Origin of the sequence: Streptacidiphilus jeojiensis (assembly GCF_042510965.1) — a bacterium.
Classification (GTDB): Bacteria; Actinomycetota; Actinomycetes; order Streptomycetales; family Streptomycetaceae; genus Streptacidiphilus; species Streptacidiphilus jeojiensis.
On record NZ_JBEUKS010000010.1, the window covers coordinates 49,516 to 73,935 of the forward strand.

A 24,420-nucleotide genomic window follows, 5' to 3' on the forward strand; every position below is an offset into this window, starting at 1 on the left:
CATCCTATCGAAGGGTGCACATCGCCCCTGACTGATTACTTTCTGTGACCGAACGGTTGCCGAAGGGTCTAGGCAAGCAGTCATGGGCAGTGTTCCCTGAAGGGGGGCTCAATCCTTGGAAGGCAGCGCTGAGGGGGAACAGTGCAGGCACTTGAATCGGACGACCCGCCGCAGCTGGGCGGCTACCGACTGCTGGCGCGACTGGGCGCGGGCGGCATGGGACGGGTGTACCTGGCCAGGTCACGGGGTGGGCGCCGGGTCGCGCTCAAGGTGATCAGGCCGGAACTGGCGGACGACCCGGACTTCCGGGCCAGGTTCGCCCGGGAGGTGGCCTCGGCCAGAGCGGTCGGCGGGGCCTTCACGGTGGCGGTGCTGGACGCCGACCCGCAGGCGGCGACGCCCTGGCTGGCCACCGAGTACGTACCGGGTCCCTCGCTGAGCACGGCCGTGCGCGAGCACGGCCCGCTGCCGCTGGAATCGGTGCGGGCGCTGGCGGCGGGGCTCGCCGAGGCGCTGGCGGCCATCCACGCCGCCGGGGTGGTGCACCGCGACCTCAAGCCGTCGAACGTGCTGCTGGCCGCGGACGGGCCGCGGGTGATCGACTTCGGCATCTCCCGGGCGGCCGAGGCCACCGAGCTGACCCGGACCGGCATGGTCGTCGGCTCGCCCGGCTTCATGTCGCCGGAGCAGATCGAGGGGTCCGCGGTGACCCCGGCCACGGACGTGTTCTCGCTGGGCGCGGTGCTGGCCTTCGCGGCGACCGGCGCCGGACCCTTCGGGGAGGGCGCGACACCGGCGCTGCTCTACCGGGTGGTGCACAGCGAACCGCGACTGGAGGGCGTGCCCGAGGAGGTGCGCGGCCTGATCGGCGCCTGCCTGGCCAAGGAGGCCGCGGCGCGGCCCTCGCCGGACGGACTGCTGGACCGGCTGGAGGCCAGCGAGCCGGCCGACGCCGGGCACGACCCGACGCAGACCTGGCTCCCGGCCGAACTGACCGGAATGATCGCCCGGGTGGAGGCGGACCTGCCCAGCAGGCTCCGTTCCCTGGGCGGGAACACCGACGCGACGGGGAAGCGGCCCGCGAGCGGCCCGGGGGCCGCGGCAGGAGCGGGAGCCGCGGGGCTCGCCGTGGGGGCGGCGGCAGGTGCGGCGGCCGAGGCCGAGGACCATCCCGGGACGGAACGGGTGACACCGGCGAGCGGTACCGGGGGTACCGGCGGCGGCGCCCGAGGCGGCCCGCTGGGTGCCGGGGCCACCCCGGCCGCGGCAGCCACCCCGGGCGGGGCGAGCACCCCGGGCGGGACCGCCGCGACGGTGCCGCAGCAACCTGCCGGGCAGCCTGGGTCAACACCGCCGGCGACGCCGCCGCCCGGCTTCGGCCCGGCTCCGTCCGGGTTCGGACCGGCCCCGGCCGGCTTCGCTGCGGAGGGCAGGCCCACTCCCCCGCCGGCCGGCAGGGGCCCGAACGTCACCGGCCCGGGCGCGGCCGGCGCGGGCACGGTCGGCCTGGGCATGGCTGCCGCCGCCGGGGCCTCGGGGACCACCACCGAGATCGGTCCGGCCGGGGCGGCGGGTGCCGCCGGGCGGAAGCGCAGATGGCTGATCGCGCTGGCCGCGGCTGCGGCCCTGATCGCCACCGCGGTCGGGGTGGTGATCGCCGAGACCGGCGGCAACACCGGCAACTCGGGCAATGACTCGACGGTCTCCGGCGGCGGCCAGTCGTCCAGTAGTTCCTCGGCCTACCCGAGTTCCTCCGACTCCGCCGGCTCCTCCAGCTCCGCCTCCGCGAGCAGCGGCAGCAGCTCGACCGGCAGCGACGGCGGGTCCTACGTGACCGTGCCCTCGGTGCTCGGGCAGCCGGTGGACTACGCCAAGCAGCAGTTGGAGAACGCCGGGTTCGGCGCCTCCGCGATCTCGGTGAGCTACCACTGCTCCAGCAGCGGTTCCGGGGTCTACGCGCAGTCGCCGAAGGCCGGGAGCCGGTCCGCCGCCGACGCACAGGTGACGCTGAGCGCCTACGAGACCGACTGCGTCGCCTACACCGACGAGGTGGGGAAGCTGCTGTCGACCGCGCAGAGCGACCTCGGCGGCTTCTCCCACGTCGGCGTGGAATACACCTGCGTCTCGGGCGCCACGGCCGGCTATGTGGTGGGCCAGTCGCCGCAGCCCGGTTCGGCGAGCGCCTACCCGCCGGGCCGGCAGATCACGCTCAAGGTCCAGCAGGACGGCTGCGGCTCGTCGTCCTCCGCCTCGTCCTCGGCGTCCGCGTCGGCCTCCTCGTCACCGGCGGCGAGTGCCACGTCGTCCTACTCGGGGTCGACCTCGGCCCAGGGCGGCGGCGGTCAGGTCCGGGTCTCCGGGTCAGCGGCGCCGTCGGCCACGCCGACGGCGAGCTGACCGCCGAGGCGGGCTGACGGCGCGGCCGACCCGGCCGGTCCTAGGCCTCCGGGGTGGTGTGGTGCTCGCGGCGCAGCCGGAAGTGGAAGGGGAGGTGCAGCCGGCGGCGCTGCCGGGCGGGCGGGGCCGGCGGCTCCGGGTGGGCCTCCTCCTCGCGCGCGCTCGGGCGCTCGGGCGCGGGGGCGTGCCAGTGGGCGATGGTCTGCGTGACTCGTCCGGCCCGCATGATGCGCACGTGCTCGCCGCCGCACCCGGGGCAGGACGGCTTGGTCAACGGCGAGGGGACGGGAACGCCGTTGGCCCGGTAGCGGGCGTGCATCAGGCCCTCGCGGTCCACCTGGTGGCCGATCTCGTAGGCCTGCTCCCAGCCGAACCCGCAGTTCATGCAGGCGAAGGCGTAGGCCTCGTGGGTGACCGGACCGATGTCGTCGGCGCTGCGGGCCTTGCGGAGGGTGGTGCTGGGTGCGGGGTCTGCGACGAATTCGCTCATGACGACTCCAACTTTTCGGGGAGCGACCCCCGAGCCCCCGTAACGCCCGGTGCCCGGCGGGCGTTCGCCCGCTTGGGGTCTTTCTCCCTCCAAGAATTACCCCTCCGGATCTCCCGGATTCGATCGGGATGAATTCTTGGGGGAGAGTTTTGCCTTCTTGGTACGGCCGCTACCCGATCACGGGTGTTACTTGGCTTTCTTTTGCCAAAGTTACGCCGCGAGCGCCGTACCTGCGAGTTCCTTGTGAGGCGGCTTCGGCGGCGCGGGGCCGTTCCCGGGGACCGGGGTCCGGCTCAGCCCTTGTTCTTGGCCGCCACCACCGCGTCGAACACCTCGCGCTTGGGCACCCCGGTCTCCGCCGCGACGGCAGCGATCGCCTCCTTGCGGCGCTCCCCCGCCTCCTCACGCACAGTGACCCTGCGGGCCAGCTCGGCCGGGTCCAGCGCGGACGGGTCGGCTGGGGGTGCGCCCTGCACCACGACGGTGATCTCGCCGCGCACCCCGTCCGCGGCCCAGACGGCCAGCTCGGCCAGCGGGCCGCGCTTCACCTCCTCGTAGGTCTTGGTCAGCTCCCGGCAGACCGCGGCCGGGCGCTCGCCGCCGAAGGCCTCGGCCATCTGCACCAGTGAGTCCTCGATCCGGTGCGGGGACTCGAAGAAGACCATGGTCCGCGGCTCCGCGGCGAGGTCGCGCAGCCGGGAGCCGCGCTCGCCGCCCTTGCGGGGCAGGAAGCCCTCGAAGCAGAAGCGGTCCACCGGCAGGCCGGACAGCGCCAGCGCGGTCAGCACCGCGGAGGGGCCGGGCACCGCGGTGATCCGGATCCCCTGCTCCACAGCGGCCGCGACCAGGCGGTAGCCGGGGTCGGAGACCGAGGGCATCCCGGCGTCGGTCACCAGCAGCACCCGGGCCCCGCCGAGCAGCGCCTCGACCAGCTCGGGGGTGCGGCCCACCTCGTTGCCCTCGAAGTAGGAGAGCACCCGGCCCTTGGGGGTCACCCCCAGCCCATTGGCCAGCCGCCACATCCGCCGGGTGTCCTCGGCGGCGACGACGTCTGCGGCGACGAGCTCCTCGGCGAGCCTCGGCGGCGCGTCGGTGATCTCGCCGATGGGAGTTCCAGCCAGAATGAGTAGACCTGTCACGCCTTCATACTCGCAGTTGGCGAGGTCGCCGTTCCACTGACAGGGTTCGCCCCTACGATGCACGGGTGAGTGGTGACAGGTCGACAGGGGCAGCGCCGAACGGCGACGGGGCGGATCTTCTGACCAGCGAGCGGGACGAGGACTCGTCCTGGCACGACGGGGAAGTGGATACCAGCCCGGTCAACGGCCTGCACAGCACGCACAGCCGTCCGCCCCGGCCGTTGAGCGCCTGGCAGCAGCGGCTCGCCCGGCTCGGCTACCGCGAACCGGACCGCAGACCGCTGCGCCAGCGCCTGGTGCCGCCGATGCCGGACGGACCGGGGATCTCGACCGGGGCGCCCTCCGCGCTGCTGGCACGCTTCGGCATCCGGCTGCCCCCGGGGCTGTGGCTGTGGCTCTGCCGCTGGTCGGGCTGGATCGGCCCGCTCGCGGTGACCCTGTTCGGCGCCCTGCTGGCGTTCGTGAACCTGGGCAACCCGCACGCGATCATCTTCGACGAGACCTACTACGCCAAGGACTCCTGGGCGATCTGGCACTACGGGTTCGAGGTCAACTGGCCGGACTCGGCCAATGCCTCGATCCTGGCCAACCCGCAGCACATCCCGGCGCCGACCGGGGCCGCGTTCATCGCGCACCCGCCGGCCGGCAAGTGGGTGCTGGGCATCGGCGAGATGATCTTCGGGCTGAACCCGTTCGGCTGGCGCTTCATGGTCGCCCTGTTCGGCAGCCTGGCCGTGCTGATGATCTGCCGGATCGGTCGGCGGCTGTTCCGCTCCACCCTGCTGGGCTGCATCGCCGGGCTGCTGATGTGCGTCGACGGCATGCACTTCGTGATGAACCGCACCGGGCTGCTGGACCTCTTCGTGATGTTCTGGGCCCTGGCGGCGTTCGGACTGCTGCTGATCGACCGGGACCGCACCCGGGCCAGGCTCGCCGACGCCGTCGGCGCCACCGCCGACAACCCGGACGCCCCGCCCAGCCACGAACTGGCCACCGCGGCCCGGCTCGGCTGGCGCCCGCTGCGGCTGCTGGCCGGGATCTGCCTGGGCCTGAGCTGCGCCACCAAGTGGAACGGCCTGGACTTCCTGGCCCTGTTCGCGGTGATGTCGGTGCTCTGGGACGCCGCCGCGCGCAAGACCGCGGGCGCCCGCCACCCCTATCTGACCGCGCTGCGCCGGGACACCCTGCCAGCCTTCCTGTCCATGGTCGTGGTCGCCTTCTTCACCTACCTGGCGTCCTGGAGCGGCTGGCTGTTCAGCAACGCCCACGTCGGCAACACCTACGGCGGCTACGACCGGCACTGGGCGGACCACCGTGGCGGAACGTTCAGCTGGGTGCCGGCGCCGCTGCGCAGCCTGTGGCACTACCACTCCGAGATCTGGCACTTCAACACCACGCTGACCAGCCCGCACACCTACATGTCCAACCCGTGGAGCTGGCTGGTCAACGGGCGTCCGGTGTCGTTCTACTACGAGAGCGGCAGCATCAAGCCGGCCCAGTGCGGGGGCGCCCAGTGCTCCAGCGAGGTGCTGGCGATCGGCACCCCGGTGCTGTGGTGGGCGGCCTGCTTCGCGCTGGTGTACGCGCTGTACCGGTGGATCTTCGTCAGGGACTGGCGGGCGGCGGCGATCTGCGGCGGCATCGCCGCCGGTTACCTGCCCTGGTTCCAGTGGCAGCAGCGGACGATCTTCCTCTTCTACTCCATCGACTTCGAGCCCTACCTGTGCCTGGCACTGGCGATGATGATCGGAGCGATGCTGGGCAGGGCGACGGCCTCCAGGGACCGCCGCCTGGCAGGAGGCATCGGCGCGGGCGTACTGGTGGTCGGGATCATGGCCACCTTCCTGTACTTCCTGCCGCTGTACGACGCACAGATCATCACCTACACCCAGTGGCAGGCCCGGATGTGGTGGACGACCTGGATCTGACGCTGTCCGGCCCCGGCCGCGGTCACGCTATGTCCGCTTCGACCGGATGTCTGGTCACAGTTTCCTCTCTACTCCCTGGAACCACCTCGACGAGTGGCGACGCATACGTACGATCCTGTTGAGAAACAGTGAGAGTCCGTAGACGAATGTCGTGGATGTGGTATTTGCATCCAGTCGGGGGAGCAACATGAACAGGGGCGCCAAGTCGGCGGTCATAGGAACCGTCGTGGTGCTGTTCGCCGCCGGCGGCTACGGGGCCTACAACGTGGTCCACGCCGTCGCGAACGTGGGCTCCGGGAGCACGCCGAAGACCGCCTCGACCGCGATGGCCACGACCGCGCCCAACGAGGCGGACGCGGTGAAGCGCGCCCAGTCCTTCCTCGACAGCTGGAAGAGCGGCCCGGACCACTACACCGGCGCCGCCAGCCAGACCACCGACCCCGGCGGCGCGCAGGACGCCTTGCAGGCGTACGCGACCGGGGTGAAGCTCTCGGCGATCTCCTTCAGCGACGTGGCAGCGGCCGCTCCGACCGCGGCGCTGCCCGCGACCGGGAACTCCAGCGGCGACGCCGCCCTGGAGACCCATGTGACCTTCACGGTCACGGCCCAGGTCAAGGGCGGCACCTGGAGCTACCCGAGCTCCCTGGACGTGGTCCAGTCAGCAGGCGGGCTCACCTCGGTGAACTGGGCACCGAGCGTGCTCTACCCGAAGCTCAAGGCGGCCGAGTCGCTGGCGGCCGGGCCGGTCACCGCCGACGCGGGCAGTGTGCGGGTGCTGGCCCGTGACGGGAAGACGGTGCTGACCGGCGCCAAGTACCCGTCACTGACGGAGATCATCGCCACCATCGCCCAGCACGGCGGCGGCGGCAGCAGCAGCAGCGCGGCCGAGAGCGGCAGCGGCATCGAGATCGTGGACTCCAACAACGACCCGGTCGCCACCGCGAAGGTGTTCACCGCCCCCAAGGGTGCGTCCATCACCACCACGATCGACGCCCGTCTGCAGGCCGCAGCGGAGGCGGCGGTGCGCGGCAGCGTGCTCAAGGGGATGCCTGCGGCCGTCGACGCCATCGACCACAGCAACGGACAGATCCGCGCCATCGCCTACGCCGGCACCGGATCGGACGGCAACACCGCGATCAACGCGGCGCTGGCGCCGGGGTCCACGATGAAGATCGTGACGGCGGCGGCGCTGTTCGACCACACGTCGATGACGCCGACAAGCGTGGCACCGTGCGACGCGACCGCGACGGTCTGGGGCGAGACCTGGCCCAATGACAGCCCCAGCGACACCGACCCCAACGCGACCCTCACCAAGGCGTTCGCGATCTCGTGCAACACCTCGTTCATCAAGGCAGGCTTCAAACAACTCGTGCACGATGGCGATGCCTCGGCTCTGCACAACGAAGCCGTCCAGGTCTTCGGTCTGGGCAGCTGGAGCATCGGCGGCGGTGTCCAGACCACGGACCCGAGCGTTCCGGTCCCGCCCGCGAACAACTCGAACCAGGGTGCGCAGTTCATGGGCCAGGGACAGATCACCATGAGCCCGCTGGTGGTGGCCTCGCTGGCGGCGACCGTGGCCGAGGGCCGCTTCGAACAGCCGGTCATCCTGCCCGGACAGCAGCAGAGCGCGGCACCGCAGGCGATGTCCTCGCGCACCGACGGCTACCTCAAGACGCTGATGCGGGCCGCCGCGCATGACAGCGACGGCACCGCCTACCCCCGGATGAAGGACTTCTCGTCCACCACCGGCGCCAAGACCGGCACCGCCGAGACCAACTCCACCACCAACGGCTGGTTCACCGCCTACAACAGCGAGATCGCGGTCGCGTCGCTGGTCCAAGGAGGCACCACCGGCGTCGACTCGGCCGGATACGTGGTGCAGGCGGTGCTCACGGCCGACGAGTGACCCGAGCCCCGGGTACCCGACCCGGGGTCAGGTCGCCGAGCCGGCTGCCGCGCCGGTGGCGAGTTCTGCGCCCCAGCGGGCCAGGGCGGCGTCGAGGTCGAGGCGCTCCAGGCCGCCGCCGTCCGTCGGCCAGTCCTCGCGCGGGACGCGCCACATGACCTCGAACTCGACCCCGTCGGGGTCCTTGGCGTAGAAGGACTTGCTCACGCCGTGGTCGGTGGCGCCGACGAGCGAGCCGCGCTGCTGCAGCCTGGCGCCGATCTCGGCCAGCTCACCGAGCGTGCCGACCTCCCAGGCCAGGTGGTACAGCCCGACCTGGCCCTGGACCGGACCGGCGGCCTGGCTGCCGAGGGCGAAGAGGCCGAGGTCGTGGTCGTTGAGCGTGCCGGGCGCCCGGAGGAAAGCGGCCCGGCCGGGGATCTCCACCGCGACCTCGAAGCCGAAGACCTCCGTGTAGAAGGCGACGGAGCGACTGACGTCGCGGATGTAGAGCACTGCGTGGTTGAGTCGGCGGACGGCCATGGGGGCTCCTCGTTCGCGGGGTCGTGAGTTCGGGCTTTCGACCGGGACAACAACATCTTCCCAGGAAAGTATTCCGGACGCAGTGTGCGATCGGGAGGGCGTGCTGTTGCAGGTGCGGGGCGGGGGCGTCACCCCGTACTGCGGCGTCTCAGGGCGATGGCTGCTGCGGCGGCGCGCAGCGGGACCCGGAGGTCGAGCTTGCGCATCGGTGCGGCACGGGCGAGGCGGAGGGCGGGCCAGTTCGGGCGGTCCGGCCAGGCTCCCGCGGCCAGCCTGGGCCAGAGGACCAGCAGCAGCGGGAGTTGGAGGTAGCCGAAGCGGCCCGCCGGGGCCAGCAGGAAGGCCACGGCCACGCCCAGGGCCAGGCGGTCCGCGGCCTGCACGGTGCTGCGCGGGGGGCGGCGGAGCAGCCAGGCGGCGACGGCGAGGCAGCCGAGGGCGAGCAGGGCGAAGGAGGCCGCGCGGCCCATCGGGCCCAGGCCGGCCAGGAGGTGGCCCGGAAGCGGGCTGCCGGCCGGGGTCTTGATCCGCGACATGCCCAGCGGGAAGCGGACCACCTGCTCCAGCACCGCCCCGGGCGTGATCAGCACGGACGGGACGATCAGCGCGGCGGCGACGGCGGTGCCGACCGCCGCGCAGCGCAGCGCGGCCCGGCGTCCGTACAGCTGGTGCAGCAGCAGCGCGGCCACCGGGAGCGCGGGCCAGGCCGTCCACTTCACGGCGCAGGCCAGGGCGAGGACCAGGCCGGCCCTGGTGGCGTGGCCGCGACCGGCCAGGGCGAGGCCCAGGCAGCAGCAGCCGATGAGCGGGAGGTCGACGCCGCCGGTCACGGCGACCACGGCGACCAGCGGTGAGGCGGTGACGGCGGCGAGGGCCACCCAGCCGGAGCCGGACCCGAACCCGGTGCCCGACCCGGACCCGGACCCGGCGTCGGTGCCCGGGCGCAGCAGGCGGTGGCAGGCGGCGAGGCAGCCGAGGAACGCGGCGAGGAACCAGATCCGGGCGTCGCCGAGGAGGGTCGGCAGCCAGCCGTGGCTCCCCAGGACCGCTCTGGGGAGTCCGAACAGGGTCATCGCCGGGAAGTAGGGGTCGTACTCGTAGGTCTGACTCGGTCTCGGCAGGTACGGACTGCCGGTGTGCAGCAGTTGGACGGCGGAGTTCTGGACGACGTGCACCTCCGACTGCGCCCAGTACTCGACCGACATCACGATCAGCGGGACGACCACGGCACCCAGCAGGGCGACCGCGGTCGAGACGGTGGCGGCGCGGCGGCGCGGGAGCCAGGCGGCGGCGCCGGCGGCCAGCAGGTAGCCGACAGCGGCCATGGCGCCCCAGGCCCGCTGCGGAACGAGTGCGGAGGCGAAGGGGAACACGGCCGCCCAGACGGCGCAGACGAGCCAGCCGAGTATCCAGGGCAGGCGGGAGCCGCTCCACCGTTGCGGGTGGTGCGGCTGCGTGAATGGCTTCTCGTGCATCTCCCCGTGCCCGCGTGGGACACGCGGCATGTGAGTCGTCGTCACATGTGAAGACGCTACGAGAACCCGGGGTCGGGTGTCGTCAACCCACAGGGTGGAAGGCGTGTCGTCCTCTGGGGGTGGTCAGCCCTCGCCGACCACCCCCACCAGGCCGTTCTCGTACGCGAAGACGACGGCCTGGGTGCGGTCCCGGAGTTCCAGCTTGGCGAGGATGCGGCCGACATGGGTCTTGATGGTCTGTTCGCTGAGGAACATCTCCTCGGCGATCTCTCCGTTGGACAGCCCCCGGGCCACCTGGCGCAGGACGTCGAGCTCCCGGGCGGTCAGGGCGGCGATCGCCTCCGGGCGGAGGCTGCCGGAGCGGCGGCGCCGGGCGACGTCGTCGATGAGCCGGCGGGTGACCGAGGGTGCGAGCAGGGCCTCGCCCGCGGCGATCACCCGGACGGCGTTGATCAGGTCGCGGGCCGGTGCGTCCTTGAGCAGGAAGCCGCTGGCACCCTGCGCGAGCGCCTCGTAGACGTACTCGTCCAGGTCGAAGGTGGTCAGGATGAGCACGCGCGGGCCCGCGACGGGTGCGTCGGGACCGGGTGGGCCGACGATGCGGGCGGTGGCGGCGAGGCCGTCCATGCCGGGCATCCGGATGTCCATCACCACCACGTCCGGGCTGAGCTCGGCGGCGAGTTGGACGGCGCGGAGCCCGTCACCGGCCTCGCCCACCAGTTCGATGTCGGGGGCCGAGGAGAGCAGCGCACCGAGCCCGTCCCTGACCATCTCCTGGTCGTCGACCAACAGCACCCTGATCACTTTGACCGCTGATTCCGCGGCCTCCACTGCGTCCGCCATGGCCTGCTCCCCCGTCAGCTGTCCTCATCGTCCCCGGATGATTCTCCTCCGCGCTGCGCCGGCACCCCGTCCAGGGGCAGTTCCGCCGTCACCTCGAAGCCTCCGTGCTCGCGCGGGACGGCGCGCAGGGTGCCGCCGAGCATCGCCGCGCGCTCCCGCATACCGGTGAGGCCGTGGCCGCCGTTGCCGCCCGGGGCCGGGCCGCCGTTGCTGCGGCCGTCGTCGGCGACGTGCACCTGGACGGCGTCCCTGGTGCGGACCACCTCGACCTCGACCCTGGCTCCGGGCGCATGGCGGCCCGCGTTGCTCAGCGCCTCCTGGACGATCCGGTAGACCGAGACGTCCACCACCGCGGGCGGCCGGTCCGGGCCGCCGGCCAGGGTGAGGTCGACCTGCATGCCGGCCTGGCGGGCGGCCCTGACCATCTCGGGGATCCGGTCGATGCCCGGCTGGGGTGCGCGTTCGGCGTTCTCGTCCTCCTCGCGGAGCAGGCCGATGACCCGGCGCATCTCGGTGAGCGCGGTGGTGGAGGCCGCGCGGATGGCGGTGAAGGTGCGCAGGGTCTGCTCGGGCAGACCGGGTTCCTTGTAGGGGGCGGCCTCGGCCTGGATGGCGATCATCGACATGTGATGGGCCACCACGTCGTGCAGCTCGCGGGCGATCCGGGAGCGCTCCTCCAGTACCGCCTGGCGGGCCAGACCGGCGCGGCGCTGCTCCTCGGCGGCGACGAGGTGGCGTTCGGCCTCCTGCCGGGAGTGGATCGACTCGCCGAGCACCAGCACCAGGCTGACGACCACGGCCGCCACCGCGAAGACCACCGGGGGCAGGGCCACCAGCGGGACGGCCGGGGCGAGCACCGCGAGCGCGGTGAGCAGGTCGATGCCGACGGCGACGTCCCTGCCGTAGACCTGGGCGGTGGCGAAGAGCAGCAGGGTGTAGGCGATGCAGCCGCTGACCGGCCAGGGCCAGAAGGGGGTCGGCGCGTGGCCGACCTCGGCGAAGGTGGTGAGGGTGAGCCCGATCGCGGAGATCCGCCAGGCGGCGAGGGGGCGGGTGGCCGCGAGCAGCAGGGGCAGTACCTGGAGCCCGGCCAGGGCCCAGGCGAGGCTGCCCGGGACCAGCTGGTTGAGCTGGGTGTCGGCGGTGACGGTGAGGACGAGGACGGCTCCGCCGAGGGTCGCCGCGAGGGCGTAGCGGACGCGGTTGTGGGAGGCGAGGGTGGGCAGCAGGAGGACACGCTGGTCGGGGGCGGCCCAGGCGGCCTGGCGCACCAGCGCTGCCAGATGGACTACTGGATTGAGCACTCGGGACAGGACGGCAGGCATCGTGTCTTGAGGATATGCGGCGTGACCGGATCTCAGGGGGTGCAACGGACTGAGGGTGTCGGGTGCGGGTCGGGGGTGGTTGGCAGCGCAGTTCCCCGCGCCCCTTTCAAGGCCCTGACGGGCCTTCAAGGGCTCGTAGGCGGGAGTGTTTGAGGCTGTAGGTGAAGTAGACCCAGGCGGCGCCGGCCAGCCAGGCGGCGAACATGGCGAAGGTCAGCGGGTGCAGGCCCTTGATGAGGTAGACGCAGAAGGCGACGCTGAGCACCGGGGTGACCGGGTAGCCGGGGACCTTGAAGCCGCGTTCCAGGTCGGGGTTGGTGCGGCGGAGGATCATCACACCGATGGAGACGACGCTGAAGGCGACCAGCGTGCCCAGCGAGGTCAGGTCGGCCAGCACGTCCAGCGGCACGAAGCCCGCCAGCAGGGCCACGCCGGTGCTGACCACGGCGGTGTTCCAGATCGGGGTGCCGGTGCGCGGGGAGACCTGGGCGAAGCGCGGGGGCAGCACGCCGTCGCGGCCCATGGTGTAGAGGATGCGGGTCTGTCCGTAGATGACGACCAGGGTGACGCTGAAGATGGAGACGATCGCCCCGAGCGCGAACATGATGGAGGGCCAGGTCTGGCCGGTGACGTCGCGCAGGATCTGGGCCAGGCCGGCCTGCTGGCCCTCGAACAGGGTCCACTTCTGCGCGCCGACGGCGGCGATGGCCACGCCGATGTACAGGACCGTGACCACGACCAGGGCGATGATGATGGCCCTCGGCAGGGTCCGGTGCGGGTCCTTGACCTCCTCGCCCGCGGTGGAGACGGCGTCCAGGCCGATGTAGGAGAAGAAGATGCTGGAGGCCGCGTTGCTGATGCCGGCGAAGCCCATCGGGGCGAAGGGCCTGAGGTTGCCGGAGTGGAAGCCGGTCAGGGCGATGGCGACGAACAGCACCAGGACGCACAACTTGATGCCGACCATGGTGGCGTTGGCCCGGGCCGACTCCTTGGCGCCGCGCATCAGCAGCAGGCAGCAGAGCAGCACCAGCACCATGGCCGGGACGTTCACATAGCCGCCGTCGCCCGGGGGCTGGGCGATGGCGTCGGGGAGGGTGAAGCCGAAGGCGTCGCTGAAGAACTCGTTGAGGTACTGGCCCCAGCCGACCGAGACGGCCGAGGCGGACACCCCGTACTCCAGCAGCAGGCAGGCGCCGACGCCGAAGGCGACGATCTCGCCGAGGGTCGCGTAGGCGTAGGAGTAGGACGATCCGGAGACCGGGATGGCGGAGGCCAGTTCGGCGTAGCAGAGCGCGGTGAGCCCGGCGGTGATCGCGGCCAGCACGAAGGAGACGACGACGGCCGGGCCGGCCACCGGCACCGCGGTGTTGAGGACGAAGAAGATGCCGGTGCCGACGGTGGCACCGATGCCGATGGCGGAGAGCTGCAGCAGGCCGATGCTGCGGCGCAGGTGCGGGGCGGCCGCGTCGGCGTCCAGCGGCGGGTCCAGCGGGGTGTCGGTGTGCAGGTCGCCGCTGCTCTCCTCGATCAGCACGGACACCGGCTTGCGGCGCAGGACCTGCTGACCGAGGGTCGCCTTGCTGGCCATGGTGGGCTGTCCTCCGGTCGCGTCAGGGGGTCTGACGCATCGTCGCATGATGGTGCGACAAAAAGGACAAATTACCTAGGGCAGGAAGTCGTGTCCCAGCAGCTTCTCCACCTCGGCGCGGGTCGGCAGTGAGGGCTGCGCGCCGGGGCGGGTGGTGGCCAGGGCGGCCGTCGCATTGGCGTTCCGCACCGCCTCGTGCAGCGGGAGGCCCTCGGCGACGGCGCAGGCCAGCGCGCCGCAGTAGGCGTCGCCTGCGGCGGTGGTGTCCACCGGGGTGACCGCCAGTGCGGGGACCAGCAGAACGGCGCCCTCCTCGCAGAGCAGTGCTCCGTCCGCGCCCAGGGTGACCACCACGGCGGACGGGCCGCGCAGGGTGCGGGCGGCGTCCGCGACGGCGTGCAGGTCGTGCAGCTCGTGGCCGACCATGGCGGCCAGCTCGGCGCGGTTGGGGACCAGGATGTCCACCATGTCCAGCAGGTCCCGCAGCGACTCCCGGGTCATGGTGGACCGGGCCGGGGCCGGGTTCAGCAGTACGGTGCCGCCGGCCAGCCGGGCCGCGGCCTCGACGGTGGCGGCCGGGATCTCCTGCTGCAACAGGGTGACGTCCGCGTCGCGGAGCACCGTTCCCGAGGCGGCGCAGTGCTCCGGTGCGAGAGCGGTGTTCGCACCCGGGCTGACGATAATCGAATTCTCACCCGAGGCCCGGTCCACCGCGATCAGCGCCCGCCCGGTCCTGAACCCCGGCTCGGCCAGCACCCAGCGGACGTCCACCCCCTCCCGCTGCAGGGCGGCCCGCAGTACGGAGCCGGCCTCGTCGTCGCCGACCCGGCCCACCATGGCGACCTGCGCCCCCAGCCGGGCCGCCGCGACGGCCTGGTTGGCGCCCTTGCCACCGGGGTGCTCGGCCAGCTCCCCGCCCAGCACGGTCTCCCCCGGCACGGGGTGGTGCGGCACCGGGACCACCAGGTCGAGGTTGATGCTGCCCACCACTGCGATCTTCGGCATGAGCATTACTCTAGGCGGCCGTCGGGGGTCCGGCCCGGATCGGACCGCGAGGTCATCCGTTGAGGACGGCCTGCATCACGGCCTTGGCGACCGGCGCCGCCAGGCCGCCGCCGCTGACGTCGGCACGGTTGGCGTTGCTGTCCTCGATCACCACGGCGACCGCGACCGGGGAGGCCGCCGACGCGCTGGGCTTGGCGTAGCAGATGAACCAGGCGTAGGGCGTTCCGCTGTTGTTCACGCCGTGCTGCGCCGTACCGGTCTTGCCGCCGACCACGGCGCCCGGGATCGCCGCGTTGCCGCCGGTGCCGTCGGTGACCACGCTGACCATGGCCTGCTGGATCTCGGCGGCCACGGTCGGGGTCACCGGCTGGGAGAAGGTCTGCGGGGCGAAGCTCTTGACGGTGGTGCCGTCGTCCCTGGTCACCTTGGACACCAGCATCGGCTTCATCAGCGTGCCGTTGTTGGCGACGGCCGCCACCACCTCGGCCATCTGCAGCGGGGTGGCCGCCGTGTCGTACTGGCCGATCGAGGACAGCGCCAGATAGGCCTGCCCGGTCAGTCCGGTGTCGAAGTTGCTGCGTGACACGCCGACCGGGATGGTCTGGCTGCTCTGGTTGAAGCCGTAGGCCTGCGCCATCTTCACCATGTTCGCCTCGCCCACGTCCACGCCCAGCTTGGCGAAGACGGTGTTGCAGGACACCTGCAGCGCGTACTTCAGGGTCGCGTTCTGGCAGGCGTCGCTGGAGCTCTCGTTGGTGATGGCCGTGGTGGTGTCCTTGGCCGTGTAGGGGTCGGGCGAGTCCGTGGCCACGTCGATGCCGCTGACCACGTTGTTCGCCAGACCGGCCGACATGGTGACCACCTTGAACGTGGAGCCCGGCGGGTAGGTCTGCCGCAGCGCCCGGTTGAGCATCGGCTGGGTGGAGTCGCTGTTGAGCGTGGACCACTTCTGGGTGACCGCGCTACCGGTGCCGGTGATCCCGTCGGGGTCGTAGGAGGGGGTGCTGGCCAGGGCCAGAATCCGGCCGGTGGAGGGTTCGATGGCGGCGACCGCGCCGCGCTTGCTGCCGAGACCGGACAGTGCCGCCTGCTGGGCCTTGGCGTTGATGGTGGTGTAGACGTCGCCGCCGGGGACCGGGGAGCGGCTGATCGCGTCCAGCAGCGGGCGGGTGGAGAGCGAGTCCGCCGAACCGGAGAGGATGTCGTCCTCGACCCCCTCCAGCAGGGTGTTCCCGTAGGTCTGCGAGGAGAAGCCGATCACCGCGGCGTACAGCGGGCCGTCGGTGTAGCTGCGCCGGTACTGGTACAGGCTGTCGCCGGTCTGCTTCGACCCGGTGACCGGCTTGCCCGCCACGATGATGTCGCCGCGGGGCTGGGCGTAGCGGGCGATGGTGGAGCGCTGGTTGGCGGCGTTGTCGTTGTACTTGTTCGCCTGGACGACCTGGATCCGGCTGAGGTTCACCAGCAGCACCAGGATCAGCAGCAGGCAGAACATGCCGGCCCTGCGGGCGGTGCGGCTCAGCGAGAGGCGCACCGCGCCGGCCTGGGCCGCGGAGGCGGCCTGCTGCTGCCCGGGCTTCCGGTTCTTCCGGCCGAAGGGGCTCATGGCCTGGGCACCGCCTGGGTGTCGTCGTCGCCGTGGTCGTCGTCATCGTCGTGGTCGTGGTCGTCGTCGCCGTGGTCGTGGTCGTCACTTCGATCGCCGGTCCCGGGCGGGGCCGACTGCTCCGGCGGGGCCGACCGCTCCGGGGCGATCGGTCGCGGCGCGGGCGGGACCGCCAGGACGCCCGGCTCCGGCGGCAGGTCGGGGCGGCGGGCGGCGTCGCTCATCTTCAGCAGCAGCGCCACCAGCACCCAGTTGGTCAGCAGCGAGGAGCCGCCCTGGGCCAGGAAGGGCATGGTCATCCCGGTCAGCGGGATGAGGTCGGTGACACCGCCGGCGACCACGAACACCTGCAGCGCCAGCAGCGTGGCCAGGCCGATCGACAGCAGCCGGCCGAAGGGGTCGCGCAGTACCCGGCCGGTCCGGTAGCCGCGGACCACCACCAGCGCGTACACCAGCAGCAGCGCGGCCAGGCCGACCATGCCGAGTTCCTCGCCGAAGGTCGAGAGGATCCAGTCGGACTTCACCGCGAAGCCGATCAGGTAGGAGTGGCCCTCGCCGAGCCCGGTCCCCAGCAGGCCGCCGGCCGCGAAGGCGAACAGCGACTGGGCCAACTGGCCGGCGCCCTCGCCGGCGTCGATGCTGGCCATCGGGTGCAGCCAGTCCACGAAGCGGCTGTGCACATGGGGCTCCCACAGCGCCACCGGCACCACCGCGACGCCGACCATGACCAGGCCGACGGCGATCCAGCCGATGCGCCCGGTGGCGACGTAGAGCATCACCACGAACAGGCCGAAGAAGATCAGGCAGGTGCCGAGGTCCTGCTCCAGGAACAGCACCGCGGTGCTGAGCAGCCAGATCACCACGATCGGGCCGAGGTCGCGGCCGCGCGGCAGCTCCAGCCTCCAGATCTTCCGGCCGGTCAGCGCCAGGACGTCGCGGCTGACCGCCAGGTAGGCCGCGAAGAAGATGGCCAGGGCGATCTTGGCGATCTCGCCCGGCTGGAACGAGAGCGGGCCGACCTTGATCCAGATCTTGGCCCCGTAGACGGCCGGGAGGAAGATCGGGACGATCATCAGCAGGATGGCGCCGAAGGCCAGCACGTAGGCGTAGCGCTGCAGCACCCGGTAGTCCCGCAGGAACAGCACCACGGCGATGAACAGCGCCACCCCGATGGTGGTCCACATCAGCTGCGAGGGTGCCGACGAGGTCGCGGTGGCGCGGTCGAGCCGGTAGATCACCACCAGCCCGAGGCCGTTCAGCAGCACCGCGCAGGGCAGCAGCAGCGGATCCGCGTACTTCGCCCGCAGCCGCACCGCGAGGTGCGCCAGCAGCGCCAGCACGCCGAGGCCGACCCCGTACCCCAGGGTGTCGGCGGGGACCTTCCCGTCGATGGAGGAGCCCACGTCCGCGTAGCCGAAGACGGCGATGAGCACGGCGAGGACGGTGAGCAGCAGTTCCGTGGCGCGGCGGGTGCGGACCCGCGGCGGCGCAGGGATCGCAGGGGCAGTCGCGGCGGCCATCGACATCCTCGGAACGGAGGGAACAGAGCCGACCCGGGGGGCGTCAGCCCTGTGCGGCGCGGACGGCCTCGCGGAGGTGGGTCTCCTGCTCCTCGCTGAGCGAGGTCTGGATCAGCTGGCCGCCGAACGGGGCGATCTGCGGGACGACCTTCTCCTGGACCGCGTTCTGGACCAGGACGAACAGCGCCGCGGCGCCCGGGACCAGGCCGGCACCGACCTTGCGCATGAAGTCGTCGTCGACGCCGAAGTCCTGGGAGGCGCCGACCGCGGCCCCGGTGGCGCCGCCGATGGCCGCGCCCAGCAGCGGCATGAAGAACAGCAGCCCGATCAGGCCGCCCCACAGCGCGCCGCCAGCCGCACCTGCGCCGGTGGTGCTGACGGCCTGGTGCAGCTTGACCTTGCCGTCCTCCTTGCGCTCGACGACGACCGCGTCCTCGAGCTGGATCAGCTTCTGCTTCTGCAGGTCGCCCAGGAGCGCGCGGACCTTCTCGGCGGTGGCGAGGTCGGGGTAGGCGACAGCGATCAGAGTGCTCACGGTTTCTTCCCGTCTGTGGCTGGAACTACCAGGGAACCTAACCGCGTTTGAGCTATTTGTCCGATTTGCTGGTCGGCGTGTCGTTCAGTTCTGCCATTTCACACCCTGTCAGATCGCTGCCGCGTCAGATCGCCAGGGTGAAGCCGATCTCCGCGCCGCCGCCGTCCGCCTCGGAGCGGTTGCGGGCGTAGACCGTGCCGCCGTGGCTCTCGGCGACCTCCCTGACGATCGACAGGCCGAGCCCGGAGCCCGGCAGGCTGCGGGCCTTGGTGGCCCGGTAGAAGCGGTCGAAGATCCGGTTGAGGTCGGCCTCGTCGATGCCGGGGCCCCGGTCCAGCACCGAGACCAGCCCGGGGCGGACCCGGAGCCTGATCTCGGACTGCTCGGGGGTGAACTTGGCCGCGTTCTCCACCAGGTTGGTCATCGCCCGCTGCAGCGCGCCCGGGCGTCCCACGCCCGGGGTCGGCACCGAGTCGACCACGATCTCGCGGCCGGTGCGGCGCCGGGCCAGGTCGGCCACCCGGTCGGCGAGCACGTCCAGCTCGACCTCGGTCGGCTCCTCGGCCTCCCTGCGGTCGGCCGCCAGCTCCACCAGCTCGTTCACCAGCACGCTGAGCTCGCGGGTCTCCGTCGACAGGTCGTCCAGCAGCGCCTCGCGCGACTCCGGGGGGAGCCGGTCCAGATGCGGCAGCGCGGCGATGTTGGTGCGCAGCGAGGTCAGCGGGGTGCGCAGCTCGTGGCCGGCGTCCTGGACCAGCCGGCGCTGGTCGTCCTTGGACCTGGCGAGCCGTCCCAGCATGTCGTCGAAGGCCCGGCCGAGCCGGCCGATCTCGTCGCTGCCGCGGCGGGGCACGTCCACGTCGAGCTGCCCGGTGGAGGCCACCTGCTCGGCCGCGCCGGTGAGCCAGACCAGCCGGCGGGTGATCCGCCCGGCGAGCCACCAGCCGGCCGCGCCGGCCGCGATCACCACCGCGGTGGCGACCAGGGTGACCCGTTCCAGCAGCAGGTCCAGCAGGTCGTCGGTGGAGCTGAGCAGCTGGGAGAGCTGGACCGCGCCCTGGCGGTCGCCGAGCGAGACGGTGACCACGAGGTAGCGGTCGCCGCCGATGTTCTGGTTGACGCTGCGGTCCTTGCCGGCCGCCATGCCCATGGCGAGCTTGATGTCCGCGGCGTCGACCGGGAGCGGGTCGGGGGCGCCCTTCTCGACCACCGTGCCGTCCCCGGCGATCACCTGGATGCCGATGTCGCCGGACTGGGTCAGCCGGTCCTCCAGCTGGTCGTGGCTGGTGTTGGAGGGCAGGAAGTCGCTGGTGTGCAGCTGGGACTGCTGGACCGCGGCGACCAGGGTGTCCAGCGACTGGCTGAAGTCGCTGGCCCGGTCGTGCCGGATCAGCGTCGCGGCGGAGTCGTAGCCGAGGACCCCGACCAACACCGCCACCAGGGCGGCGACCCCGGCGAAGGCGAGTGCGAAGCGCGCCCTCAGGCCCGCCGGAAGCGGGCGCCGCGCCAGCCGGACCGCGCCGCCGAGGGCGGAGCGGCCGGCGCCCCGCTCCTTCACGGCTCGCGCAGGGTGTAGCCGACGCCCCGGACGGTGTGGATCAGCGCCGGTGCGTCCGGCAGTTCCAGCTTGCGGCGCAGGTAGCCGATGTAGACCGCGAGGTTCTTCGAGCCGGGGCCGAAGTCGTAGCCCCAGATCCGGTCGTACACGGTGCTGTGGTCCAGCACGATCCCGGCGTTCCTGGCCAGCAGCTCCAGCAGGTCGTACTCGGTGCGGGACAGCGCGATCTCGGTGCGCTGCCGCCAGACCCGCCGCGCGGTCGGGTCGATCCGCAGGTCGGCGACCTCGATGACGTCCTCGGTGGCGAAGGCGTTCTGACTGGACGGGGGGTCGGCCGGGACCGGGACCGGCGTGGCCCGGCGCAGCAGCGCGCGCAGCCGGGCCAGCAGCTCGTCCGCCTCGAAGGGCTTGACCATGTAGTCGTCCGCACCGGCGTCCAGCCCGGCGACCCGGTCGGAGGTCTCGACCCGCGCAGTGAGCATCAGGATCGGCGTGCGGTCGTTCTCGGCCCGGAGCACCCCGCACACGGCGAGGCCGTCGATGCCGGGCATCATCACGTCCAGCACGATGACGTCCGGGTGTTCCCGGTGGATCGCGGCCAGCGCCTGGATACCGTCGGCGACCGCGGTCACCTGGTAGCCCTCCAGGGTGAGCAGGCGCACGACGGAATCGCGGATGGCCCTGTCGTCCTCGGCCAGAAGTACTGTCGACGTCACGGGACGATTCTCGCCGCCGTGCGTGAGAGTGAAGTAAGAGGGCCCCCCTTCGGCGTGTTCGACCGTCCTCGACCAGGCCCCCGGGCAGGTCAGCGCCCGGGCGGATCGGAGCCGTAGACGGTGAGCACCGCGCCGTCGATCTCGATCCGGCGGGTGCCGATGAGCTCGCCCCGGCGCAGCGCGGCCAGGCAGCGGCGGAACAGCAGCATCTCCTCGCCGTCGAGGACGGCTGCGGCGAGGTCGAGCACCTCGTCGAGGTTGCTGTCGGTGAGCACCGCCGGCAGCTCGCCCGAGAGCAGCACGACGGACTCGCCGCTGCTCCCCCGGACGACGGCGGTGGTGGGGCCTCCCTGAACGACCAGCATGGATTCCCCCTGGTCCCGGGGGGCAGCGTGCGACTCACCCGCCCCTCTCCGGAATGACGCTAGTCGCATATGCGGGCGAGAGCGTGGGTCACCGCCGATATTCGCCCGATCCGGTCATGTCCGGGCATTCAGGGAACCGCAACTGCCAAAGGAGACGTGTTAGTTGTCCGTCTGTTGATGATCGCCGCGGTCCAGCAGCGACTCGACCAGCGCGGCGACATGGCGGCGGTCGTCGACCGAGAGCTTCTGCAGGCTGGCGATCAGCACGTCCACCTCCGGGTCGGGGGCGACCGCGGCGCCGGCCGGCGGCTCGCCCGCGTAGAGGTGGATCCCGCAGGCCTCGGCGGCGGCCCGGCGGATGGCGTCCAACGGCAGGTCCAGCGCCCGGGCCAGCCCCTCCAGGGTGGCCGGCTGCGGCATCCTGACCAGCCGTTCGGTGGTGGCCAGATGGTGCACGGTGGAGCGCGGGATGCCGCCCCTGCGGGCCGCCTCGCCGTAGGACCAGCCCTGCTGGTCCAAGCGGCTCCTCATCAACTGCTGCAGCGCGTTGGACACCTGGCTGACGCCTCCTGTCGGCTGCCCCTCCGGCTGCCTCTGACGGTCCGATTCTACGGCGATCACCGGCCGCGTCACCGGTTCACCCGCTCCCACCTGGCAATTCCTCTCTGTTACCAGTCCGTTGCAGAAAGTCGCGGCGGAATCGCTTGCGCCGCCGTGCTCAGGCCTACTACTGTCCAATCTCGTTGGACAAGACGTCCGACCGAGTTGGACGGGAGTGGGGGGGATCCCTCCCCGTTCGACCGCAACTGTCCATTCCTTAGGGGGAATTGACCATGCTTGAGATGCACGAGATGGACAACGAGTCGGCCGAGCTGCTCCCCGGCCGGGAGGCCCTGAGCACCTTCAAGTTCACCAAGGTCTCGGTGACCAACGTGACCAAGCACGTCGCCAACGTCGGCGCCAGCAACTCCTCGTCGGCCGGCAACTGGCTGTCGCTGGGCTCCACCGCGCAGTCCGGCGCCGACCAGGGCATCAGCATCAGCCAGTAGTACCACCGCGGTTACTCACACACCGTCAGTACGCACAACCGGCACCCACCGCCGGAACCCATCGTCAGTACACCACGAAAGGCACTGCCATGAGCATGGACATGCACGAGCTCGACGCCGAGTCCGCCGAGCTGCTCCCCGGCCGCGAGGCGCTGTCCACGGTGAAGTTCAGCTTCACCAAGAAGGTCAACGTGACCAAGCACATCGCCAACGTCGACGCGAGCAACTCCTCCGTCGCCGGCAACTGGGGCTCGATCGGCTCGGTCGCCCAGTCCGAGGCCTCGCAGGCGATCAGCATCAGCCAGTAGCCGGCACCTGAACGACCCGCACCACACCTGCACCACCGCACCACAGCACAACCCGCAGTACGCAGCACCAGGGGCGCGGGCCGCGCCAGGGGAGGGCGCGGCCCGCGCCGGGGGAGGACAGGCACAGCAATGACCGTCAGTGTGGAGCCGGGGGCACTGGTACCCGGCCCGGGGGGATTCGCCACCTCCCTCCAGGGCGTCCCGTACCAGGAGGACGCCCGGGAGTTCATCGATTTCGCAGACCCGCAGGCGGGGCCGCACCAGTTCGCGGCCGCGGACCCCGTACCCGTGTTCCCCGTGCCGCGGTTGAGCGCGGGGCTCCGCCTGCACGGCGAGTACCAGGGCTCCGGGTTCACCGAGCCCAAGTACATCGCACGCCGAGGGGACGGCCAGGTGGTGCAGCTCTCGCGGCTGCTCCACCTGGTCGCCGGCGCCGTCGACGGCATCCGCGACACCGAGCGGATCGCGCACCGGGTCAGCGCGCTGTACGGACGCGAGGTCAGCGAGGAGAACATCGCCTACCTGGTCGAGCAGAAGCTCCAACCCCTCGGCGTCACCGTCCCGTTCGGGCAGGAGGACGACGAGGTCACCGGCGCGCCCCGGTCCGACCTGCTGCTGGCCCTCAAGGGCCACCGGGTGATGTTCGACGCCAAGCGCGCCAACACCATCGGCCGCTCGCTGGCCTGGCTGCACCGCCCGCTGATGGTGGTGCTGGTGCTGGCGTCCATGGTGCTCATGGACGTCTGGCTGTTCGGCTTCTACGGCGCGATCACCCCGGTGCTGGAGGTGCTCAACCAGCCGGTGCTGCTGCTGGCGGTGTTCGGGCTGACCGTGGCCTCGGTGGTGTTCCACGAGTTCGGCCACGCCTCCGCCTGCCGCTACGGCGGCGCCCACCCGGGCTGCATCGGCTGCGGCTTCTTCCTGATCTGGCCGTCGATGTACACCGACGTCACCGACGTCTACCGGATCGGCCGCGGCGGCCGGATCCGGACCGACCTCGGCGGCGTCTACTTCAACATCGTCTTCATGCTGGGCATGGGCGGTGCCTACTTCCTGACCGGCCAGCAGTTCTTCCTCAGCGCCGTCTACCTGGGCCACTTCGAGGTGCTGGAACAGCTGATGCCGGCCGTCCGGCTGGACGGCTACTACATCCTGGGCGACCTGGCCGGGGTGCCCGACCTGTTCGGCAAGATCAAGCCGATCCTGCTGAGCATGGTGCCGGGGAAGCCGGTCCGCCCCGAGGTCGCCGGGCTCAAGCGCTCGGCCCGGATCATCGTCACCACCTGGGTCCTCACCATGGTGCCGCTGCTGCTGGGCGACCTGGGCTACGCCCTGTGGAACCTGCCGCGGATCCTGGCCACCGGCGCCCGTTCGCTGGTGTCCCAACTGAGCGGCACCGCTTCCGCTTTCGCCGACGGACACCTCGCCGTCGGCCTGGTCGGCGTGCTCGGCAGCTTCATGCTGGTCTGCCCGCTCGCCGGAATGGCCTACCTCTCGATCAGGCTCGGCGGACGGCTGCTGCGCACGGCGCTGCGGGCCACCAGCGACAGTCCCAAACTGCGGCTCGCCTTCTGCGCCGTCGCCCTCAGCGCGGTCGCCGGACTCGGCGTGGCCTGGGCCGGGGGCGCCACCCCCAAGCCGCTGCCGCAGCAGCCGCCGCTGGTGCCGGTACTGCAGCCGGGCGTCCCCACCACCCAGCCGGCCGCCCCGGGCCAGGGGTCGGGACAGCCCTCGTCCGGCGGTCCCGGTGGATCGGCCTCGCCCGGCGGCGGGATGAGCAGCGGGGCGGGCGTCATCCCCGGGGCCACCTCGTCGGCCTCGGCGACCGCCTCCGCCACCGCGACCTCGGCCGCCTCGACACCCACCGCCGGCCTCACCACGGCCCCGGCCACGGCGCAGAGCACGGCGGCCGGCCGCCAGGTCCCGCCGCCCACCACCGCGCCGGCCACGCACGGGACCACGACGCCCCCGCCCACCACCCCCGCGCCGACCACCGCGGCTCCGACCACCACCGGCCCGACGGCGACCGCCACGGCGACGCCGACCCCGACAGGCAGTGACACAGCTCCCCCGGCCACGGCAACCCCGTGAACCGCTGCGCACGGCCTCATCCCGCAGGACATCCGTCAGGCAGGACACAGGCAG

Annotated in this window: 21 protein-coding genes; 6 read left to right on the top strand and 15 right to left on the bottom strand. The window is 71.9% G+C overall.

What is annotated here, in order from left to right:
- Window positions 1-141 precede the first annotated feature (141 nt).
- On the top strand, window positions 142-2,397 hold the full coding sequence (locus ABUW04_RS26050; RefSeq protein WP_380566793.1) for a serine/threonine protein kinase: 2,256 nt from the start codon (window positions 142-144) through the stop codon (window positions 2,395-2,397).
- Between the two features lie 40 nt (window positions 2,398-2,437).
- Here the strand turns inward: ABUW04_RS26050 and ABUW04_RS26055 are convergent, their stop codons facing one another.
- Both ABUW04_RS26055 and rsmI read right to left on the bottom strand, forming a co-directional pair.
- The gene (locus ABUW04_RS26055) at window positions 2,438-2,887 is read right to left on the bottom strand and encodes a hypothetical protein (RefSeq protein ID WP_051724872.1); all 450 of its coding nucleotides are present in this window, start codon (window positions 2,885-2,887) and stop codon (window positions 2,438-2,440) included.
- 293 nt (window positions 2,888-3,180) lie between these two features.
- Window positions 3,181-4,026, bottom strand: a complete 846-nt coding sequence (gene rsmI, locus ABUW04_RS26060) for a 16S rRNA (cytidine(1402)-2'-O)-methyltransferase (protein WP_030249758.1) — start codon at window positions 4,024-4,026, stop codon at window positions 3,181-3,183.
- Window positions 4,027-4,190: 164 nt separating this feature from the next.
- Between rsmI and ABUW04_RS26065 the strand changes: the two genes are divergently transcribed.
- The gene (locus tag ABUW04_RS26065) at window positions 4,191-5,954 is read left to right on the top strand and encodes a dolichyl-phosphate-mannose--protein mannosyltransferase (RefSeq protein ID WP_380566969.1); all 1,764 of its coding nucleotides are present in this window, start codon (window positions 4,191-4,193) and stop codon (window positions 5,952-5,954) included.
- A 187-nt stretch (window positions 5,955-6,141) separates the two neighbouring features.
- Entirely contained in the window at window positions 6,142-7,860 is a 1,719-nt protein-coding gene (locus ABUW04_RS26070) for a penicillin-binding transpeptidase domain-containing protein (RefSeq protein WP_380566794.1), read from the top strand.
- A gap of 27 nt (window positions 7,861-7,887) precedes the next feature.
- Here the strand turns inward: ABUW04_RS26070 and ABUW04_RS26075 are convergent, their stop codons facing one another.
- From ABUW04_RS26075 to ABUW04_RS26135, 13 genes are all read right to left on the bottom strand, one after another.
- Window positions 7,888-8,382: a VOC family protein gene (locus ABUW04_RS26075; RefSeq protein WP_380566795.1), complete on the bottom strand. Its 495-nt coding sequence runs from the start codon at window positions 8,380-8,382 to the stop codon at window positions 7,888-7,890.
- A 128-nt stretch (window positions 8,383-8,510) separates the two neighbouring features.
- Window positions 8,511-9,857, bottom strand: a complete 1,347-nt coding sequence (locus ABUW04_RS26080; protein WP_380566796.1) for a glycosyltransferase 87 family protein — start codon at window positions 9,855-9,857, stop codon at window positions 8,511-8,513.
- 123 nt (window positions 9,858-9,980) lie between these two features.
- Window positions 9,981-10,700 carry a response regulator gene (locus tag ABUW04_RS26085; RefSeq protein WP_084713507.1) on the bottom strand — a complete coding sequence of 240 codons (720 nt, stop codon included), beginning with the start codon at window positions 10,698-10,700 and terminating at the stop codon, window positions 9,981-9,983.
- A gap of 14 nt (window positions 10,701-10,714) precedes the next feature.
- Window positions 10,715-12,025 carry a sensor histidine kinase gene (locus ABUW04_RS26090; protein WP_084713505.1) on the bottom strand — a complete coding sequence of 437 codons (1,311 nt, stop codon included), beginning with the start codon at window positions 12,023-12,025 and terminating at the stop codon, window positions 10,715-10,717.
- Window positions 12,026-12,131: 106 nt separating this feature from the next.
- Entirely contained in the window at window positions 12,132-13,613 is a 1,482-nt protein-coding gene (locus tag ABUW04_RS26095) for an APC family permease (RefSeq protein ID WP_380566797.1), read from the bottom strand.
- A 75-nt stretch (window positions 13,614-13,688) separates the two neighbouring features.
- A complete protein-coding gene (gene rbsK / locus ABUW04_RS26100) occupies window positions 13,689-14,618 on the bottom strand; it encodes a ribokinase (protein WP_380566798.1) in 930 nt (309 codons plus the stop codon).
- Window positions 14,619-14,670: 52 nt separating this feature from the next.
- Window positions 14,671-16,140, bottom strand: a complete 1,470-nt coding sequence (locus tag ABUW04_RS26105) for a penicillin-binding transpeptidase domain-containing protein (protein WP_380566970.1) — start codon at window positions 16,138-16,140, stop codon at window positions 14,671-14,673.
- A gap of 80 nt (window positions 16,141-16,220) precedes the next feature.
- A complete protein-coding gene (locus tag ABUW04_RS26110; RefSeq protein ID WP_380566800.1) occupies window positions 16,221-17,744 on the bottom strand; it encodes an FtsW/RodA/SpoVE family cell cycle protein in 1,524 nt (507 codons plus the stop codon).
- 43 nt (window positions 17,745-17,787) lie between these two features.
- The gene (locus tag ABUW04_RS26115) at window positions 17,788-18,279 is read right to left on the bottom strand and encodes a DUF1269 domain-containing protein (protein ID WP_030249733.1); all 492 of its coding nucleotides are present in this window, start codon (window positions 18,277-18,279) and stop codon (window positions 17,788-17,790) included.
- Between the two features lie 124 nt (window positions 18,280-18,403).
- Window positions 18,404-19,837 (bottom strand): sensor histidine kinase, encoded by a 1,434-nt coding sequence (locus tag ABUW04_RS26120; protein WP_232242014.1) that lies wholly within the window; start codon window positions 19,835-19,837, stop codon window positions 18,404-18,406.
- A complete protein-coding gene (locus ABUW04_RS26125; RefSeq protein ID WP_030249728.1) occupies window positions 19,834-20,553 on the bottom strand; it encodes a response regulator transcription factor in 720 nt (239 codons plus the stop codon). The genes ABUW04_RS26120 and ABUW04_RS26125 overlap by 4 nt, the downstream gene beginning before the upstream one ends.
- Window positions 20,554-20,642: 89 nt before the next feature.
- Entirely contained in the window at window positions 20,643-20,918 is a 276-nt protein-coding gene (locus ABUW04_RS26130; RefSeq protein ID WP_030249725.1) for a hypothetical protein, read from the bottom strand.
- A 159-nt stretch (window positions 20,919-21,077) separates the two neighbouring features.
- Complete coding sequence (locus tag ABUW04_RS26135) at window positions 21,078-21,473, bottom strand: helix-turn-helix domain-containing protein (RefSeq protein WP_030249724.1); 396 nt, start codon at window positions 21,471-21,473, stop codon at window positions 21,078-21,080.
- Between the two features lie 278 nt (window positions 21,474-21,751).
- On the opposite strand from ABUW04_RS26135, the gene ABUW04_RS26140 reads away from it, so the two are divergent.
- The 3 genes from ABUW04_RS26140 (at window position 21,752) to ABUW04_RS26150 (ending at window position 24,366) form a co-directional block, all read left to right on the top strand.
- Window positions 21,752-21,967, top strand: a complete 216-nt coding sequence (locus ABUW04_RS26140; RefSeq protein WP_030249721.1) for a hypothetical protein — start codon at window positions 21,752-21,754, stop codon at window positions 21,965-21,967.
- 89 nt (window positions 21,968-22,056) lie between these two features.
- Complete coding sequence (locus ABUW04_RS26145) at window positions 22,057-22,275, top strand: hypothetical protein (RefSeq protein ID WP_030249719.1); 219 nt, start codon at window positions 22,057-22,059, stop codon at window positions 22,273-22,275.
- 129 nt (window positions 22,276-22,404) lie between these two features.
- Window positions 22,405-24,366 carry a hypothetical protein gene (locus ABUW04_RS26150; protein WP_380566801.1) on the top strand — a complete coding sequence of 654 codons (1,962 nt, stop codon included), beginning with the start codon at window positions 22,405-22,407 and terminating at the stop codon, window positions 24,364-24,366.
- The last annotated feature ends 54 nt before the right edge of the window (window positions 24,367-24,420 follow it).

What these genes read in the sequence shown, in the direction of transcription:
- ABUW04_RS26055 (WP_051724872.1), bottom strand. Translation starts at nt 2,887, where the DNA reads ATGAGCGAATTCGTCGCAGACCCCGCACCCAGCACCACCCTCCGCAAG.
- ABUW04_RS26070 (WP_380566794.1), top strand. Translation starts at nt 6,142, where the DNA reads ATGAACAGGGGCGCCAAGTCGGCGGTCATAGGAACCGTCGTGGTGCTG.
- ABUW04_RS26075 (WP_380566795.1), bottom strand. Translation starts at nt 8,382, where the DNA reads ATGGCCGTCCGCCGACTCAACCACGCAGTGCTCTACATCCGCGACGTC.
- ABUW04_RS26080 (WP_380566796.1), bottom strand. Translation starts at nt 9,857, where the DNA reads ATGCACGAGAAGCCATTCACGCAGCCGCACCACCCGCAACGGTGGAGC.
- ABUW04_RS26085 (WP_084713507.1), bottom strand. Translation starts at nt 10,700, where the DNA reads ATGGCGGACGCAGTGGAGGCCGCGGAATCAGCGGTCAAAGTGATCAGG.
- ABUW04_RS26090 (WP_084713505.1), bottom strand. Translation starts at nt 12,025, where the DNA reads ATGCCTGCCGTCCTGTCCCGAGTGCTCAATCCAGTAGTCCATCTGGCA.
- ABUW04_RS26095 (WP_380566797.1), bottom strand. Translation starts at nt 13,613, where the DNA reads ATGGCCAGCAAGGCGACCCTCGGTCAGCAGGTCCTGCGCCGCAAGCCG.
- rbsK (WP_380566798.1), bottom strand. Translation starts at nt 14,618, where the DNA reads ATGCCGAAGATCGCAGTGGTGGGCAGCATCAACCTCGACCTGGTGGTC.
- ABUW04_RS26110 (WP_380566800.1), bottom strand. Translation starts at nt 17,744, where the DNA reads ATGGCCGCCGCGACTGCCCCTGCGATCCCTGCGCCGCCGCGGGTCCGC.
- ABUW04_RS26130 (WP_030249725.1), bottom strand. Translation starts at nt 20,918, where the DNA reads ATGCTGGTCGTTCAGGGAGGCCCCACCACCGCCGTCGTCCGGGGGAGC.
- ABUW04_RS26140 (WP_030249721.1), top strand. Translation starts at nt 21,752, where the DNA reads ATGCTTGAGATGCACGAGATGGACAACGAGTCGGCCGAGCTGCTCCCC.
- ABUW04_RS26145 (WP_030249719.1), top strand. Translation starts at nt 22,057, where the DNA reads ATGAGCATGGACATGCACGAGCTCGACGCCGAGTCCGCCGAGCTGCTC.
- ABUW04_RS26150 (WP_380566801.1), top strand. Translation starts at nt 22,405, where the DNA reads ATGACCGTCAGTGTGGAGCCGGGGGCACTGGTACCCGGCCCGGGGGGA.